Origin of the sequence: Mycobacterium sp. (assembly GCF_035633495.1) — a bacterium.
Taxonomy (GTDB): domain Bacteria; phylum Actinomycetota; class Actinomycetes; order Mycobacteriales; family Mycobacteriaceae; genus Mycobacterium.
This window is the reverse complement of record NZ_DASQEU010000056.1, coordinates 146,277-162,130: the sequence shown is the minus strand read 5'-3', so window position 1 is coordinate 162,130 and position 15,854 is coordinate 146,277. Positions and strand designations below refer to the sequence as shown.

The following is a 15,854-nucleotide window of genomic DNA, read 5'->3' as shown; positions in this document are numbered from 1 at the left end:
CCTTACCGTCAACCTACGGTTGACGCATGGGCCAAACCGGAAAGATCGCTCACCCCGTCCGTCTCGACGACCTCATCAACGCGATCACGGACGTGCACGACCAACCACTCGACCAACTCGAGGACGCCGTTCTCACCGCAGAGGCCCTCGGCGAGATCGCTGATCACCTCATCGGTCACTTCGTCGACCAGGCCCGCCGCTCGGGTGCATCGTGGACCGACATCGGCAAGTGCATGGGCGTCACCAAGCAGGCCGCCCAGAAACGCTTCGTCCCCAGAACCGAGAACAATCCGCTGGACGGCGGCGACGGCTTCAGCAGGTTCACGCCGCAGGCGCGCCACGCGGTCGTCGAATCGCAGAACACGGCACACTCCGCTGGAAACGACGAGATCACTCCCGCCCATCTCCTACTTGCGTTGTTCACCGACCCCGCGGCCTTGGCCGCACGCCTTCTCGCCGGGCACGGCATCGACGCCGACACCGCGTCCGCTGCGGTGACACTGCCGCCAACGCTCGCCGACGTACCCGCGCTGGTGCCCTTCAGTGGCCCGGCAAAGAAGGTGCTCGAGCTGACGTTCCGCGAAGCACTTCGCTTGGGGCACAACTACATCGGCACCGAACACATCCTGCTCGCACTGCTGGAGGCCGAGGGCGACGACGGACCCCTGCACACGCTGGGCCTCGACAAGGACGGAGTCGAAACTGAGATCGCCGACGTGCTCAGCGCCCTGACCGAGGGCTAAACGGGAATGAATCGAACTGCGTTGCGGTAGAAGAAGTGCTATGAAACTCGACGATTCCGCCCGTGCCCTCATTGGCTCCGGCGCCGACGCCACCCTCGTCACCATCAACCCCGACGGCAGCCCCCAGGTATCGGTGGTCTGGGTTGCCCTGCAGTCGACGCCGGATGGCGACGAACTCGTCAGCGCACACCTCAGCGAGTACAAGAAGACCCGCAACATCCGACGCGATGGACGGGTCGCCGTCACCATCCACGGTCCCACGGCTTTGGGCCAACAGACGCCGTACCTGTCGATCACCGGGACGGCGCGGATCGTCGAGGGCGGCGCCCCCGAACTCCTGACCGAACTGGCCGAGGCGATGCTCGGCTCGAGCGAACACTTCCCGCCAGCCAACGCTCCGGCGGGTTTGCTGACCAGAATCAAGGTCGACAGGGTCGGCGGCGTCGGCCCCTGGGCGTCCTGACGTCCGATCGTCGCCTCGGCAACGGGGTGGTGTGCAACCATGCGAGGCATGCGTCGCTGGTTCGTGATCATGGTGCTGGAATGGCAGTGACGGCCGGGGTTCTCGCCTCGCCCGCCCCACGAGCGTCCGCCGTGGCACCGATCGGCAGGCTGGGCGAGGTGTTGCGCGTCGACTACATGAGCATCGTGTCCGACGTCTCGGTCACCAGCGTGGATCTGGTCGACGTGCCACCCGGATTCGGCTATCCCCCACGCGGTCCCCGCTACCAGGTGTATCGCGCCAACGTTGACGTCCACGTCATCAAGGCGCCCAATCCGTTCATCACGTCGATCGTCTTCGACTTCGACGGCGTAACGCCCATCGCCGACGCCTACAAGCCACGCAACACCGACGCCCCCGACGACCTTCGCTCCCAGCTGCAGAACGCCCCGCCCGGGTCGACCGTCAGCGGCGGCGTCTATTGGGACGTCTACCGCGACCTCGTCACCAACGTGGCGCTCCTCGACAAGGTCACCGGCACGCACCTCGCGCAGTGGAACCTCGACTGACGCCCGCATGTCCGTTGAGGTGACCACGGCCGTCGAAGCCGATCTCCCCGAACTGGCCGACGTCGCCGCCCGCACCTTCCCGCTGGCCTGTCCCCCGTCGGTCGCACCCGTCGACGTCGCCGCGTTCATCGCCGACAATCTCTCGCAGGAGCGATTTCGCAACTACCTCGCCGATGCCGACCGAGTCGTGCTGACTGCACGCGACGGCGATCGAATATCGGGCTACGCCATGCTGATTCGCGGCGTCGCCGACGATGCCGACGTGCAGCGGGCGGTGCCCGTGCGTCCGGCCGTCGAACTGTCCAAGATGTACGTGGTGCCCGACGCTCACGGCGCAGGCGTGTCGGCCGCCATCATGGCGGCGGCGCTCGACGCGTCCCGCGCGCTCGGTGCCGCCTGCGTCTGGCTGGGTGTCAACCAGGAAAACCAACGCGCGCAACGCTTCTACGCCAAACAGGGATTCACCACCAGTGGCACCAAGACGTTTCGACTCGGCGGTCACGTCGAGAACGACTACGTGATGGTGCGCCCCGTTCAGCGCTAGTGCCCGCCCGCGGAGGTCAAGGCCAGTAGCCGCGACGTCGCCCGCAGGTACTTCTTGCGGAAGCCGCCCGCGAGCATCTCCTCGCTGAATACGGTGTCCAGCTTGGTGCCCGAGGCCACCACCGGTATGCCCGCGTCGTACAGCCGGTCGGTCAGCGACACCAGCCTCAGGGCCACGCTCTGGTCGTCGAGCGGATGCACTCCCGTGATGAACACCTCGGTGACACCGTCGATCAACGCGTGATACCTCGACGGGTGCATCGTAGCCAGGTGGGCGCACAGCGCATCGAAGTCGTCGAGCGTCGCACCCGCCACGCCGGCGGCCTCCGTGCGCACCTCGTCATCCGACTGCGGTACCGGCGCAGGCGGCAGGTCACGGTGCCGATAGTCCGGCCCCTCGATCCGCACCGTGGTGAAAATTCTTGCCAGCGTGTTGATTTCGCGCAAGAAGTCCTGCGCCGCGAACCTACCCTCGCCGAGTTGCTCGGGCAGGGTGTTCGACGTCGCCGCGATCGACACTCCCTGCTCCACCAGAGCTGACAGCAGCCGCGAGATCAGGGTCGTGTTCCCTGGATCGTCGAGCTCGAACTCGTCGATGCACACCACGACGTAGTCGGAGAGCAACTCGATGCACTCGACGAAACCGAACACACCCGCCAACTGGGTCAACTCCCCGAACGTCGCGAAGGCGGCGGGGCCAGCGTCCGCCCCCGCAAGGGTGTAGTAGCTCGAAGCCAGGAGGTGCGTCTTTCCGACGCCGAAGCCGCCGTCGAGATACACCCCGACGCCGGGAAGCACCTCCCGCTTGCCGAACAGCTTCTTCTTACCCGCCCGCCGCTGCGCGGCCTGCTCGCAGAACGCTTGGCACGACTGCACGGCGGCCGTCTGCGACGGTTCGCTTGGATCGGGCCGGTACGTGTCGAAGCTGACGTCGGCGAAGGTGGGTGGCGGCACCAAGCCCGCGATCAGGCGCTCCGGCGTCACGCTCGGATGCCGATCGGTCAGATGGTCTACACCGCTGACCCCAGACATGGAGGCACTGTATCGACGTGCTGCAATGGTCAACGTGTCCGATCCCGATGCTGCGACAGAGCTCACAGAGCTAGGCCCGTCTGGCGGCCGGTTCGACACCGACGACGACGCGCGCCTGGCCGCCTTCTACTCCTATCCCGAGCACCTAGATCGCTGCTGGGTGCGGGCCAACATGATCTCCAGTCTGGACGGTGCCGCCACCGACGACGGGCGGTCGGGCGGCCTGGCCGGCTCCGGTGACCGCGCCCTGTTCACCCGCATGCGCCACGAAGCAGACGTCGTCCTGGTCGGCGCGTCGACCGTGCGCATCGAGAACTACTCCGGCGCGCAGATGTCCGTCGCCGAGCGCCAGGAACGCCAACGCCGCGGGCAGGCCGAGCTGCCGCCGATCGCCGTCGTCACCCACAGCGCCGACTTCGAGCACGACGCCAAGATCTTCACCCGCACCGAGGTTCCGCCGCTGATCATGACCTGCCGGGAATCCGTCGAGGATGTCCGCGGGCGCCTCGGCTCACTGGCAGAGGTCATCGACGCGTCCGGCGCCCAGACCGACCGCGTCGACCCCGCGGTGGTGCTGAGGATCTTCGCCGAACGCGGGCTCCTGCGAGTGCTGTCCGAAGGCGGACCGTCCCTCATCAGCCTGCTCATCGAACACGGCCTCCTCGACGAGCTCTGCGTGACGATCGCGCCGATCCTGGTCGGCGGACCGGCCCGCCGCATCGCCACCGGGTCGGGCGAAGCGCACACCCGCATGCGGCGAAGTCACCTGCTGACCGACGACGAGGGCTACCTCTACACGCGCTACGTCAAGGACGAGTGACGCGGCCGGCTCGGCGGGGAGTCGCCCAGCGATGGCTAATGTGGTCACCATGCGTCGGCATCGTCAGCTGCTCAGGGCCCTCTGTCTGCCCGCCGTCGCGGCTGTCGTGCTCGCCGGTTGCGCACCAGGTCTGGCCGCCAACCCCCGCTTCGCCACCGACTCGGGCGCCGGGCCGCAGGGCGCGCCCGACACCACACCCGTCGCCTCGGGACCGCCACCCATCGAGGCGCCCAAGAACGAGCTGCAGTGGCGGGACTGCACGGCACGGGTGTTCAGCCAGGCCGCCGTCTCCGCCGTACCGGGCGTGAACCTGGACTGCGCCAGCTACGACGCCGACCTCGACTCGATCAGCGGCGCCTCGGGAACGATCAGCATCGGGGTGGTCCGGGCGAAGTCCGTCGCCACGCCGGCGGACGCAGGGCCCCTGGTGATGACGACGGGAACGGACCTGCCGTCCTCGGCCCAGCTGCCGGTGTGGCTCTCCCGCGGCGGCGCCGACGTCCTCAAGACCAACCCGGTCGTCGCAGTCGACCGTCGCGGCATGGGCATGTCGAGCGACCTGGACTGCCGCGACCTGTTCAGCCGCCAGGAGATGCTCGACCAGGCGCAGTTCGAATCGGGTGACGACCCGGTCGCCAACCTCAGTGCCGTCGTCCAAACGGCGACGACGAGCTGCACCGACAGCATCGCCCCCGGCGACTCCGCTTACGACAACGCGCACGCCGCCGAGGACATCGAACGGCTGCGCAGTACGTGGGATTCCCCGACGATCGCGCTGCTCGGCGTCGGCAACGGCGCACAGGTGGCGCTTGCCTACGCGGGTTCGCACCCGAACAAGGTCTCCCGCCTGGTGCTCGACTCGCCCCTGCCCCTCGGCATCGCCGCGGAGGCAAGAGCAGAACAAAAGGTCAAGGGCCAGCAGGCTGCGTTGAACGCCTTCACCGCGCAGTGCGTCGCCTCGAATTGCGCCCTCGGACCCGATCCGCGAGGCGCGATCGACGCGATGCTGGCGAGCGCGCGCCAAGGAACCGGTCCGGGTGGCGCGTCGGTGGCCGCTCTCACCAATGCCATCTCCACCGCGCTGGCGTTCCCCCGCGGCGACTTCGTCAGCTCGACCAACGCGCTGGCGAGCACCCTGGCTGCCGCGCGCGGCGGCGACGCCACCCAACTCAACGCCCTCATCACCGAAGCCGAGACGCTCCGGGAGACCGACGGCCAGTTCGTCAACACCTGCAGCGACGCGCTCAACCGGCCGACCCCCGACCGGGTCCGCGAACTCGTCGTTCAATGGGGCAAGCTCTACCCGGAGTTCGGCACCGTCGGCGCTCTCGATCTGGTGAACTGCCTCGCCTGGCCCAGCGGCTCGACGCCGCCGGACCCGCAGAACCTCAAGATTCCCGTGCTGCTCCTCGGCGTGCGGAACGACCCAATCGTCGGCAACGAGGGCGTGGCCGCCGTGGCAGCTACCATCATCAACTCCGGCGCCGCCAACCGGCGCGTGATGTGGCAGGGCGTGGGCCACGGGGCCAGCATCTACTCGACGTGTGCGGTTCCTCCCGTGCTGTCCTACCTCGGCACCGGCAAGGTTCCCGAGACCGACACGTACTGCCCCGCCTAACTTGCCGTCGATGACGTCCGGTGTACGGTGCGCTGGTGGCGGTACCTGACACCCTGCTTCGCGCCTTCCGGCCCCGCACCTCCCCGCCGAATGTCGCGACCGTTCTGCGCTCGGTGCTCTGGCCCGTCGCGATCCTCTCGATCATTCATCGCAGCTACGTGCTGGCCACCAACGGCTACATCACCGACGACTTCGGCCCGGTGTACCGGGCGGTCGTCAACTTCAAACTCGGCCTCGACATCTACAACGAGCACTTCGACCAGGTGGATCCGCACTACCTGTATCCACCCGGCGGGACGCTGCTCCTGGCACCGTTCGGGTACCTGCCGGTCGACGCCTCCCGGTACTGGTTCATCACCTTCAACACCATCGCGATTCTGTTGGCCGCCTACTTCCTGCTGCGGCTGTTCAAGTTCACGCTGGCGTCGGTCGCCGCGCCCGCACTACTGCTCGCGATGTTCTGCACCGAAAGCGTCACCAGCACACTCGTCTTCACCAACATCAACGGCTGCATCCTGCTGTGCGAGGTGCTGTTCCTCCGCTGGCTGCTCGATGGCAGGGTCAACCACGAATGGCTGGCGGGCGTCGCCGTCGGCCTGACGCTGGTGATCAAGCCGTCACTGGCCCCGCTACTGCTGCTGCCCCTGCTGAACCGGCAGTGGCGAGCACTGATCCCCGCCTTCGGCGTGCCGCTGGTGTTCAACGCCGTCGCATGGCCGCTGGTCAGCGATCCCACGAGCTTCGTGCGCAACACGGTGCCCTACATCTTCTCCGTACGCGACTACTTCAACAGCTCCATTCAGGGCAACGGCATCTACTACGGACTGCCGACCTGGCTGATCCTCCTACTGCGCGTGGGCTTCTTCGCGCTGGCGGTCGCGAGCCTGTGGCTGCTGTACCGCTACTACCGAACGCGGGACCCGCTGTTCTGGATGGTGACGTCGTCCGGCGTGTTGCTGATCGCGACTTTCCTGGTGACCTCGCTGGGCCAGGGTTACTACTCGATGATGCTGTTCCCGTTCCTGATGTCGGTGGTGCTGCCCAACTCGGTGATCCGCAATTGGCCTGCGTGGTTGGCGATCTACGGATTCATGACTATGGACCGCTGGCTGCTGGGGCACTGGCCGACGACGGGCCGGTACCTCGAGTACATGAAGATCACCTACGGCTGGTCGCTAATGCTCATCGTCGTGTTCTGTGTGCTGTACTTCCGCTATCTGGACGCGAAGGCCGACGGCCGCCTCGACGAGGGCATCGACCCGAGGTGGATGACGCCGGATCGGGACCGCGCTAGCGTTGAGGCATGACTGCCCCGAAAGTCCAGCTGACCAACGACGAGTGGCGCAAGAAGCTGTCGCCGCAGGAGTTCGCCGTGCTGCGCCAGGCAGGTACCGAGCGCCCGTTCACCGGTGAGTACACCGACACCAAGACCGAGGGCGTCTACCAGTGCCGCGCATGCGGTGCGGAGCTCTTCCGCAGTACCGAGAAGTTCGAATCCCATTGCGGCTGGCCGTCATTCTTCGACCCGGCCGACTCAGACGCCGTCATCCTCAAGACCGACGACTCCGGTGGCGTGCACCGCGTCGAGGTGGTGTGCGCCACCTGCCACAGCCACCTCGGTCACGTCTTCGAAGGCGAGGGGTACCCCACGCCGACGGATCAGCGCTACTGCATCAACTCGATCTCGTTGAAGCTGGTGCCCGCAGAGGTCTGATCAGCTACTGCGAGGTCCGCTACGGCAGGCGGGCGACGAGCTCCTCGATGCCGACGCGCGGTCCCGTGAAGAACGGCGTCTCCTCGCGCACGTGCCGCCGGGCATCGGTGTAGCGCAGCTTCCACATGAGTTCGACGATGCGACCGAGGTCCGGGCCCTCGAAGGCCAGGATCCACTCGTAGTCGCCCAGCGCGAACGCCGGCACGGTGTTGGCCCGCACGTCCGGGTACTCGCGGCCCGCCATGCCGTGCTCGACGAGCATCTTGCGGCGCTCGTCGTCGGGCAGCAGGTACCAGTCCAACGAGCGGACGAACGGATACACGCACACGTAGTCGCCGGGCTCCTCACCCGCGATGAACGCCGGGACGTGACTCTTGTTGAACTCGGCGGGCCGATGCAGCGCCACCACGCTCCACACCGGATGACTGGCCAGCCCGAGGGTCGTGCGCCGAAACGCCCGGTAGGTGGCCTGCAGGTCCTCGACCCGCTCGGCGTGCGTCCAGATCATGAAGTCGGCATCGGCTCGAAAGCCTGCGACGTCGTAGAGGCCGCGGACGACGACGTCCCCCTCTTCCTGCTGCTTGAGGAAGGTAGCGGTCTCGTCGATCACCGCGGCACGCTCCTCGGCCAGCGCCTCGGGTTGCACGGCGAAGACCGAGATCATCATGTACCTGATCGTCGAGTTGAGCTTGTCGTAGTCGAGCTTGGCCATTCTCTCATCGTGCCACGCCAGAGACGGCCAACGACGCCGCCGCCTTGGTGCCCGACGCCACACAGGCGGGCACACCGATGCCGTCGAGGTAGCCGCCAGCGACGGCCAAGGTCGGTGGCAGACCAGCCCGCAACTCGGCGATCAGCGCGGCGTGGCCCGGCCCGTACTGCGGCAGGGCGTCGATCCAGCGCTGCACGCGGCAGTCCACGGGTTCGCAGTCGATGCCGAAGACTGTGGCGAGGTCCTCGGAGGCCCACGCCAGCAGGTCCTCGTCACCCACGTTGCGGGCCAGGGTGTCGCCGTACCGGCCGAACGACAACCGCACCAGTTCGACGTTGCCGCGTCGTCCCCACTTGCGTGACGTCAGCGTCATCGCCTTTGAGTTGAGCCGTTCGCCGGCGGCCGCCAGCACGCCCGACTGCTCGGGCAGTGGGGTCCCGCCGGGCAGCGCCAGCACCACGAGCGCCGACGACGCCACCTCGATGCGCCGCGCAGCCGTCGCCGATCGTGGCGCGACGCTCTCGATCAGCCGTGGCAGCCGCGGGGCGGGGACGGCCACCACCACCCCATCGGCATGCCAGTGACCGCCTTCGTCATCGACCAGATTCCAACCGTGGCCGTTGCGGCTGACCCGCTGGACGGCGACCTGAGCCCACTCGAAGTGGGCCCGGCCGATCAGGGCGTCCAGCAGCACCGCGTAACCGCCGTCGACGGCGCCGAACACCGATCCGCCCATCGGCGGAGGCAGCGCCTCGCGGACGGCGTCGGTGAGGCTGCGCGCGCCACGATCCAACGCCGCGGCCAACGTCGGGACGGCCGAACGCAGCCCGATGGTCGCGGACGAACCGGCGTAGACGCCCGCCAGCAGCGGATCGACCGAACGGGCGACCACCTGGGCGCCGAAGCGGTCCCCGACCAGCTCCGCGACCGTGGGCTCTGCGCCAGCGCGCCACGAGAAGGGCCTCGATCGTTCGGCGTCGATCCGCGCGACCGTCGCCTCGTCGACCAGGCCCGCGACCGACGACGCCTGCGCGGGAATGCCCTGCAGCGTGCCCTGCGGCATCGGGTGCAGGCGTCCCTCGCTGTAGATCAGCGGGCGCACACCCGTCGTGCCGATCTGCCTGTTCGCCAGACCCAGCTCGGCCAGCAGCGCCGACACCTCGGGGCGCCGTGCGACGAACGCCTCGGCGCCGACGTCCACCGACTGGCCGCCGACGCGCTCGGTGCGCAACGACCCGCCCAGCCGGTCGGCGGGGTCGAACACCGTGATCGAGGCGTCGGGTCCCGCGGCGATGCGCAGCCGGTAGGCGGCGACCAGACCTGAAATACCGCCTCCCACAATGCAATACGTGGGCGAGTGGTTCGAACTCACAACGAGTGCACCAGCGCTACGGCCTCGGTGACGATGCCCGGGTCCGTCGGGGGCAGCACCCCGTGGCCCAGGTTGAACACGTGGCCCGTGGCTCCCGCATCGACGGCCCGACGTCCGTCGTCGACGACGTTGCGCACCGCGCGCTCCACCACCGGCCAGCCTGCGAGGAGCACGACCGGGTCGAGATTGCCCTGCAACGCGACGCCCGGGCGCACCCTGGTGGCGGCATCGGTGAGCGAGGTACGCCAGTCCACGCCGACGACGGGCTTGTCTCCCACCGAGACCGCCTCCGACATCGCGCCGAGTAGTTCTGCGGTGCCCACCCCGAAGTGCGTCATGGGCACGCCCTCGGCGGCGAGGGCGTCGAACACGCGGGCGCTGTGCGGCAGCACGTAGGTGCGGTAGTCAGCCAACGACAGCGTGCCCGCCCACGAGTCGAACAGCTGAATCGCGTCGACGCCCGCATCGAGCTGAGTGCGCAGAAAGCCGATCGTGACGTCGGTGAGGGCGGTCATCAACGCGTGCCAGACGTCGGGCTCCCCCAACATCATCGCCTTGGTGCGTTCATGGTTGCGGCTGGGCCCGCCCTCCACCAGGTAGGACGCCAAGGTGAACGGCGCGCCCGCGAAGCCGATCAGCGGCACGTCGCCCAGCGCCGCCACCAGCAGCGACACCGCTTCGGCGACCGGTGCCACTTCCTCACGGTCCAACGGCTTCATCGCCGCGACGTCGGCCGCGGTGCGAATCGGCTGCGCGATCACCGGTCCCACGTCGGGCACGATGTCGAGGTCGATCCCCGACGCCCGCAGCGGCACGACGATGTCGGAGAACAGAATGGCCGCATCGACGCCGTGGCGACGTACCGGTTGCAAGGTGATCTCGGTGATCAGCTCGGCGTCGAAGCACGCCTGCATCATCGTGTTCTTTGCCCGCAACGCGCGGTACTCGGGCAGCGAACGGCCGGCCTGCCGCATGAACCACACGGGCACACGGGTGGGTTTCCGGCCTGCGGCAGCGGTCAGATATGGCGACTCCGGCAGGTCACGACGGGTACTCATCAGCACCCATGCTGCCATGCAGTAACACTACGGCGCGCCTTCGCTGCCCCATGTCCGAATCCGCTAGCGTCAAACCCCATGACCACCGTCGAGCCGGCTCAATTCCGGGCAGCGGTGAAGGCGATGAATGCCACCACCGTCCGGCCCGAGATCGAGCTTGGCCCGATTCGCCCGCCCCAACGGTTGGCGCCGTACAGCTACGCCCTTGGCGCGGAGGTTCGGCACCCCGAGACGACGATCGTCCCCGAGCGGTCCGAGGGAGATGCGTTCGGTCGGCTGATCCTGCTGCACGATCCCGAGGGCGCAGAAGCCTGGGACGGGACCATGCGCCTGGTGGCCTACATCCAGGCCGACCTCGACTCCAGCGAAGCCGTCGACCCGCTGCTTCCCGAAGTGGCGTGGAGCTGGCTCGTCGACGCGCTAGCGTCACACGAGGACCACGTCACCGCCTTGGGCGGCACCGTCACGGCGACGACGTCGGTGCGCTACGGCGACATCTCAGGCCCACCGCGGGCCCACCAGCTGGAATTGCGCGCGTCGTGGACGGCGACGAACCTCGATCTGGGACCGCATGTACAGGCGTTCTGCGAGGTGCTGGAACACGCTGCGGGCCTACCGCCCACCGGGGTCACGGACCTCGGTGGCCGCACGCGCGCGTGACATGACGGACGGCGACGACGCCGGCCCCGGTGAGGCCACGAGCGAGCACGACCCCGGCGAGCCCGACGCCACCCCGCTACTTGCCCCTGCCGACGGGGTGCCCGAGCTGGCGGTCACGTCCGATCAGATCCTCGGCGCCGCCGAGCTCCTGGTGTCGGGACACGGACCATTCGCGATCGACGCCGAGCGGGCGTCGGGCTTCCGCTACTCCAATCGTGCCTATCTGATTCAGATTCGGCGCGCGGGCGCGGGCACCGTGCTGATCGACCCCGTGAATCACGGCGAGGATCCGATGGTGGTGATGGCGCCGCTCGCCGACGTACTGGACGCCGACGAGTGGATTCTGCACGCGGCCGACCAGGACCTGCCGTGCCTGGCCGAGCTCGGAATGGTGCCGCCCCAGTTGTACGACACCGAGTTGGCGGGTCGACTGGCCGGGTTCGACAGAGTGAACCTGGCCGCGATGGTGCAGCGGCTGCTCGGCTTGCAGTTGAGGAAGGGCCACGGCGCGGCCGACTGGTCCAAGCGGCCGATTCCCGAGGACTGGCTGAATTACGCGGCGCTGGACGTGGAAGTCCTGCTCGAGCTACGCGCCGCGATCGCCGCCGAGCTCGAAGAGCAGAACAAGACACGTTGGGCAGCAGAGGAATTCGAGCACTTGCGGACATACGTCGCCGCGCCGACGCGACGCGATCGTTGGCGCCGGACCGCGGGCATCCACAAGGTGAAGAATCCGCGGACGCTGGCGGCCGTACGGGAACTCTGGACGTCACGCGACCAGATCGCGCAGCGCCGCGACATCGCACCGGGGCGCATCCTGCCCGATGCCGCGATCATCAACGCCGCCACCACGGACCCCGACACCGTCGACAAGCTGCTGAAACTGCCGGTGTTCGGAGGCTCGCGTCAGCGCCGCAGTCCAGGCGTCTGGCTCGACGCCCTGGCGCGCGCCCGCACCACCAACGACGTGCCGACTGCCTCCGAACCGCTCACCGGACCACCGCCAGCGGTGCGCTGGAGCCGCCGCAAGCCCGAGGCAGCCGAACGACTCGAGCTGGTCCGCGCGGGCCTCAACGAACTGTCGCAACGGGTTTCGGTGCCGACCGAGAATCTTCTGACGCCCGAGGTGGTGCGGCGGTTGGTGTGGGACTGGCAACCGGTCCCCGACACCTCCGCGGTCATCGATGCGTTCCTCGCCGAGGCCGGCGCTCGGCCGTGGCAGCGGGAGTTGACGGTGCCGGTGTTGACGGAGTCGCTGACACCCACCGATCGGGACGGTGGCGCTCCAGCGGGACTAGTCGACCCGGTCGCTGATCTGTGACTCCGCCAGCGAACTGCCAAGCGCGGCAATCCAACCGGTGATCTGACGGGCGACGTTCTGATCGGTCAGGCCCACCTCGGCGAGCACCTCGCCGCGCGACGCGTGCGCCTGGAATTCCTGCGGCACACCGACGTCGCGGCAGGGCACGTCGATCTCGGCGTGACGCAGGGCCGCCGACACCGACGAACCGATGCCGCCGTGAACGCCGTGGTCCTCCATCGTGACGACGAGCTTGTGCGCCAACGCAAATGGGCCGAGCGTCGCGGGCACCGGCAGCACCCAGCGGGGGTCGACGACGGTGACGCCGATGCCCTGATTGCGCAGGCGTTCCGCCACCGACAACGCCATCGACGCGAATGGTCCGACCGCCACCAGCAGGACGTCCTGGGTCAGACCGTCCGCGGGTTCGGCGAGCACGTCGACGCCGTCGCGCCGTTCGACGGCCGGGATGTCCTCGCCGACGTCGCCCTTCGGGAAGCGGATCGCGGTCGGTCCGTCCTTCACGTTCAATGCCTCGCCGAGTTCCTCGCGCAGGCGGGCGGCGTCACGCGGAGCGGCGACGCGCATGCCGGGCACGATGCCGAGCACCGACATGTCCCAGACCCCGTTGTGGCTGGCCCCGTCGGGCCCGGTCACACCGGCACGATCGAGCACGATCGTGACCGGCAACTCGTGCAGGGCGACGTCCATCATGATCTGGTCGAACGCCCGGTTGAGGAACGTGGAGTAGATCGCGACCACCGGATGCATGCCGCCCATCGCAAGCCCCGCGGCCGACGTCATGGCGTGCTGCTCGGCGATGCCGACGTCGAAGAAGCGGTCCGGAAAGCGTTTCCGGAAAGCGCTCAGCCCGGTCGGGCCCGGCATCGCCGCCGTGATGGCGACGATGTCGCGACGCCTGACGGCTAGCTTGATCAGCTCGTCGGAGAAGACCGACGTCCAACCGGGTGCGGCGACCGACGTCGCGAGCCCGGTTTGTGGGTCGATGATGCCCGTGGAGTGCATCTGCTCGGCCTCGTCGGACTCGGCAGGCCAATACCCCATGCCCTTGCGGGTGGCCACGTGGACGATCACCGGGGCGTTGAAGCCGCGTGCGTGGCACAGCGCCGCCTCGACCGCGTGCTCGTCATGACCGTCGATGGGTCCGACGTACTTCAACCCGAGGTCGGTGAACATCACCTGCGGGGACAGCGCGTCCTTGATGCCGACCTTGACGCTGTGCATGCACTGGTAGCAGATCTCGCCGATGAGGGGGACGCCGCGAACGGCCTTGCGGCCCTCTTCGAGGAGTCGCTCGTAGGCGGGCTGTAAGCGCAGCGCCGCGAGATGGTCGGCGAAACCGCCGATCGTGGGCGCGTAGCTGCGTCCGTTGTCGTTGACGACGATGATGACCGGCCTGCGAGAAACGGCGATGTTGTTGAGGGCCTCCCAACACATGCCGCCCGTGAGAGCGCCGTCACCGACGACGGCCACCACGTGACGGTTGCGGTGACCGGAGAGCTCGAACGCCTTGGCGAGCCCGTCCGCATACGACAGCGCGGTACTCGCATGGCTCGACTCGACCCAGTCGTGCTCGCTCTCGCTACGCGACGGATAGCCCGACAGACCGCCCTTCTTACGCAGGTTGTCGAAGTCCTCGCAGCGCCCCGTCAGCATCTTGTGGACGTAGGCCTGGTGGCCGGTGTCGAAGATGATCGGATCGTGCGGCGAGTCGAAGACCCGGTGCAGGGCGAGGGTCAACTCGACGACGCCCAGGTTGGGGCCGAGATGTCCGCCGGTGGCAGCAACCTTGTGGATCAGGAACTCGCGGATCTCGGCGGCGAGATCATCCATCTGCGACTGCGACAGGTGCTGCAGATCAGCGGGACCGCGGATCTGTGAAAGCATCCCGCCAGTTTACGCACGGAGACGTCGGACGGCCCGTCAAGGCTCGTAGACGTCGGGCACACCGTCGTCGTCGGCGTCGACGGTCTCACGTTCGTGAATGCGGCGGTATGCCGAGTTGCGGCTGAGCAGAACGATGGCCGCCAGGGCTCCTGCCACCACCGACCCGACGAGGACACCGATCTTGGCATCCGCACCCGTCACAGTGCCGTAACCAAATGCCAGTTCACCGATGAGCAACGATACCGTGAAGCCGATTCCGGCCAGCAATGCCACGCCTAGCACGTCGCGCCAGGCCAGGTCGTCATCGAGGGCGGCCCGGGTGAATCTGGCCAGCAGAAATGTGGTGATCAGCACACCCAACGGTTTTCCGAGGACCAAACCGGCCATCACGCCGATGGTCGCGGGGTGGCTCAGCGCGTCACCGAGGCCGCCCCAACCGCCGACCGTCACCCCTGCGGCGAAGAAGGCGAACACCGGGACCGCGACACCCGCCGAGACGGGCCGGAGTTGGTGCTCGAAGCGCTCCGCGAGCGCGTGCCGCCCGAGAACCGGCACCGTGAACCCGAGTACGACGCCGGCCACCGTCGCGTGTATCCCGCTGGCGTGGACCAGCGCCCACGTCGCCACGGCGAGCGGCAGCAGCACCCACCACCGCGTCACTCCGCGCTGCACGGCGGCGGCGAACAACCCACCGGGGATGAGCGCCAGCGCCAGCGGGACCGGGGCCAGGTGATCGGTGTAGAACGCGGCGATGACGATGATCGCCAGCAGGTCGTCCACCACGGCAAGCGTCAGAAGAAACGTCCGCAGGGCCGTCGGCAGATGAGTCGACAGTACCGCCAGTACGGCCAGCGCGAAGGCGATGTCGGTGGCGATCGGGACTGCCCATCCACCGAGGTTCTCGCGGTCCCCGGCGGCGATGTTCACCCCGATGTAGATTGCCGCAGGCACTACCATCCCGCCGACGGCCGCGGCGATGGGAAGGGCCGCGCGAGCCGGGTCTCGGAGGTCGCCGGCGACGAACTCCCTCTTGAGTTCGAGTCCGACGACGAAGAAGAAGATCGCCAGCAGGCCATCCGCCGCCCACGACGCGACGCTCAAGTGGAGATGCAGTCGTTCGGGCCCGATCGCGAACTCGGACACGGCCCGGTACGCGGGCGCCCACGGGGAGTTCGCCCAGACCAGCGCCGCGCCCGCCGCGGCGAGCAGCAGCATCCCGCCGACCGTTTCGCGACGCAGCACTCCCGAGATCCGGCTGGCCTCCGGCCAGGAGCCGCGGCTGAAGAGTCGAGTACTGGATGAGTTGCCGGGATGGGTCACGTTTCCCCTCGGGTAGACAGCGTGGGACAACCGCCGACCAGAC

16 protein-coding genes are annotated in these 15,854 nt (G+C 68.1%); 10 read left to right on the top strand and 6 right to left on the bottom strand.

Going from position 1 to position 15,854, the window contains the following annotated elements:
- Nucleotides 1–26: 26 nt before the first annotated feature.
- The 4 genes from VET27_RS09255 to VET27_RS09240 all read left to right on the top strand — a co-directional run bounded on the left by VET27_RS09255 (nucleotide 27) and on the right by VET27_RS09240 (nucleotide 2,298).
- Nucleotides 27–743 (top strand): Clp protease N-terminal domain-containing protein, encoded by a 717-nt coding sequence (locus VET27_RS09255; RefSeq protein ID WP_526517276.1) that lies wholly within the window; start codon nucleotides 27–29, stop codon nucleotides 741–743.
- Nucleotides 744–783: 40 nt separating this feature from the next.
- The gene (locus VET27_RS09250) at nucleotides 784–1,206 is read left to right on the top strand and encodes a PPOX class F420-dependent oxidoreductase (RefSeq protein ID WP_526517274.1); all 423 of its coding nucleotides are present in this window, start codon (nucleotides 784–786) and stop codon (nucleotides 1,204–1,206) included.
- An 80-nt stretch (nucleotides 1,207–1,286) separates the two neighbouring features.
- The gene (locus VET27_RS09245) at nucleotides 1,287–1,754 is read left to right on the top strand and encodes a hypothetical protein (RefSeq protein WP_526517272.1); all 468 of its coding nucleotides are present in this window, start codon (nucleotides 1,287–1,289) and stop codon (nucleotides 1,752–1,754) included.
- A 7-nt stretch (nucleotides 1,755–1,761) separates the two neighbouring features.
- Nucleotides 1,762–2,298 (top strand): GNAT family N-acetyltransferase, encoded by a 537-nt coding sequence (locus VET27_RS09240; protein WP_526517270.1) that lies wholly within the window; start codon nucleotides 1,762–1,764, stop codon nucleotides 2,296–2,298.
- Here VET27_RS09240 and zapE read toward each other — a convergent pair.
- Nucleotides 2,295–3,329: a cell division protein ZapE gene (gene zapE / locus VET27_RS09235; protein ID WP_526517268.1), complete on the bottom strand. Its 1,035-nt coding sequence runs from the start codon at nucleotides 3,327–3,329 to the stop codon at nucleotides 2,295–2,297. The two genes, VET27_RS09240 and zapE, sit on opposite strands and share 4 nt — an antisense overlap.
- Nucleotides 3,330–3,354: 25 nt before the next feature.
- Here zapE and VET27_RS09230 point away from each other — a divergent pair, with 25 nt between their 5' ends.
- The 4 genes from VET27_RS09230 to msrB are packed head-to-tail and all read left to right on the top strand — an operon-like array spanning nucleotide 3,355 to nucleotide 7,481.
- Nucleotides 3,355–4,149: a pyrimidine reductase family protein gene (locus VET27_RS09230; RefSeq protein ID WP_526517266.1), complete on the top strand. Its 795-nt coding sequence runs from the start codon at nucleotides 3,355–3,357 to the stop codon at nucleotides 4,147–4,149.
- Nucleotides 4,150–4,198: 49 nt separating this feature from the next.
- Nucleotides 4,199–5,767 carry an alpha/beta fold hydrolase gene (locus tag VET27_RS09225; protein ID WP_526517264.1) on the top strand — a complete coding sequence of 523 codons (1,569 nt, stop codon included), beginning with the start codon at nucleotides 4,199–4,201 and terminating at the stop codon, nucleotides 5,765–5,767.
- A 20-nt stretch (nucleotides 5,768–5,787) separates the two neighbouring features.
- Nucleotides 5,788–7,074 (top strand): arabinofuranan 3-O-arabinosyltransferase, encoded by a 1,287-nt coding sequence (gene aftC, locus VET27_RS09220; protein WP_526517262.1) that lies wholly within the window; start codon nucleotides 5,788–5,790, stop codon nucleotides 7,072–7,074.
- On the top strand, nucleotides 7,071–7,481 hold the full coding sequence (gene msrB, locus VET27_RS09215; protein ID WP_526517260.1) for a peptide-methionine (R)-S-oxide reductase MsrB: 411 nt from the start codon (nucleotides 7,071–7,073) through the stop codon (nucleotides 7,479–7,481). The genes aftC and msrB overlap by 4 nt, the downstream gene beginning before the upstream one ends.
- Before the next feature lie 19 nt (nucleotides 7,482–7,500).
- Here the strand turns inward: msrB and hemQ are convergent, their stop codons facing one another.
- Genes hemQ through hemE form a run of 3 tightly spaced genes read right to left on the bottom strand, consistent with a single transcriptional unit; the run spans nucleotide 7,501 to nucleotide 10,623 of the window.
- On the bottom strand, nucleotides 7,501–8,193 hold the full coding sequence (gene hemQ, locus VET27_RS09210) for a hydrogen peroxide-dependent heme synthase (RefSeq protein WP_526517258.1): 693 nt from the start codon (nucleotides 8,191–8,193) through the stop codon (nucleotides 7,501–7,503).
- Between the two features lie 4 nt (nucleotides 8,194–8,197).
- On the bottom strand, nucleotides 8,198–9,565 hold the full coding sequence (locus tag VET27_RS09205; protein ID WP_526517256.1) for a protoporphyrinogen oxidase: 1,368 nt from the start codon (nucleotides 9,563–9,565) through the stop codon (nucleotides 8,198–8,200).
- Nucleotides 9,562–10,623, bottom strand: coding sequence for a uroporphyrinogen decarboxylase (hemE, locus tag VET27_RS09200; protein WP_526517367.1), 1,062 nt, complete (start codon nucleotides 10,621–10,623; stop codon nucleotides 9,562–9,564). Before hemE ends, VET27_RS09205 begins: the two co-directional genes overlap by 4 nt.
- A 78-nt stretch (nucleotides 10,624–10,701) precedes the next feature.
- Here hemE and VET27_RS09195 point away from each other — a divergent pair, with 78 nt between their 5' ends.
- Nucleotides 10,702–11,283 (top strand): DUF3000 family protein, encoded by a 582-nt coding sequence (locus VET27_RS09195; protein WP_526517254.1) that lies wholly within the window; start codon nucleotides 10,702–10,704, stop codon nucleotides 11,281–11,283.
- A 1-nt stretch (nucleotide 11,284) separates the two neighbouring features.
- Nucleotides 11,285–12,604 carry an HRDC domain-containing protein gene (locus tag VET27_RS09190; protein WP_526517252.1) on the top strand — a complete coding sequence of 440 codons (1,320 nt, stop codon included), beginning with the start codon at nucleotides 11,285–11,287 and terminating at the stop codon, nucleotides 12,602–12,604.
- Here VET27_RS09190 and dxs read toward each other — a convergent pair.
- Together dxs and nhaA are read right to left on the bottom strand one after the other, a co-directional pair.
- A complete protein-coding gene (dxs, locus tag VET27_RS09185; protein ID WP_526517250.1) occupies nucleotides 12,578–14,491 on the bottom strand; it encodes a 1-deoxy-D-xylulose-5-phosphate synthase in 1,914 nt (637 codons plus the stop codon). The two genes, VET27_RS09190 and dxs, sit on opposite strands and share 27 nt — an antisense overlap.
- Nucleotides 14,492–14,527: 36 nt before the next feature.
- A complete protein-coding gene (nhaA, locus tag VET27_RS09180; RefSeq protein ID WP_526517248.1) occupies nucleotides 14,528–15,811 on the bottom strand; it encodes a Na+/H+ antiporter NhaA in 1,284 nt (427 codons plus the stop codon).
- Between the last annotated feature and the right edge of the window lie 43 nt (nucleotides 15,812–15,854).

Excerpts from the sequence above, each read along its gene's own strand:
- VET27_RS09250 (WP_526517274.1), top strand. The coding sequence starts at position 784 with ATGAAACTCGACGATTCCGCCCGTGCCCTCATTGGCTCCGGCGCCGAC.
- msrB (WP_526517260.1), top strand. The coding sequence starts at position 7,071 with ATGACTGCCCCGAAAGTCCAGCTGACCAACGACGAGTGGCGCAAGAAG.
- VET27_RS09255 (WP_526517276.1), top strand. The coding sequence starts at position 27 with ATGGGCCAAACCGGAAAGATCGCTCACCCCGTCCGTCTCGACGACCTC.
- VET27_RS09195 (WP_526517254.1), top strand. The coding sequence starts at position 10,702 with ATGACCACCGTCGAGCCGGCTCAATTCCGGGCAGCGGTGAAGGCGATG.
- VET27_RS09245 (WP_526517272.1), top strand. The coding sequence starts at position 1,287 with ATGGCAGTGACGGCCGGGGTTCTCGCCTCGCCCGCCCCACGAGCGTCC.
- VET27_RS09225 (WP_526517264.1), top strand. The coding sequence starts at position 4,199 with ATGCGTCGGCATCGTCAGCTGCTCAGGGCCCTCTGTCTGCCCGCCGTC.
- dxs (WP_526517250.1), bottom strand. The coding sequence starts at position 14,491 with ATGCTTTCACAGATCCGCGGTCCCGCTGATCTGCAGCACCTGTCGCAG.
- hemQ (WP_526517258.1), bottom strand. The coding sequence starts at position 8,193 with ATGGCCAAGCTCGACTACGACAAGCTCAACTCGACGATCAGGTACATG.
- VET27_RS09240 (WP_526517270.1), top strand. The coding sequence starts at position 1,762 with ATGTCCGTTGAGGTGACCACGGCCGTCGAAGCCGATCTCCCCGAACTG.
- VET27_RS09230 (WP_526517266.1), top strand. The coding sequence starts at position 3,355 with ATGGTCAACGTGTCCGATCCCGATGCTGCGACAGAGCTCACAGAGCTA.
- zapE (WP_526517268.1), bottom strand. The coding sequence starts at position 3,329 with ATGTCTGGGGTCAGCGGTGTAGACCATCTGACCGATCGGCATCCGAGC.
- VET27_RS09190 (WP_526517252.1), top strand. The coding sequence starts at position 11,285 with ATGACGGACGGCGACGACGCCGGCCCCGGTGAGGCCACGAGCGAGCAC.
- hemE (WP_526517367.1), bottom strand. The coding sequence starts at position 10,623 with ATGAGTACCCGTCGTGACCTGCCGGAGTCGCCATATCTGACCGCTGCC.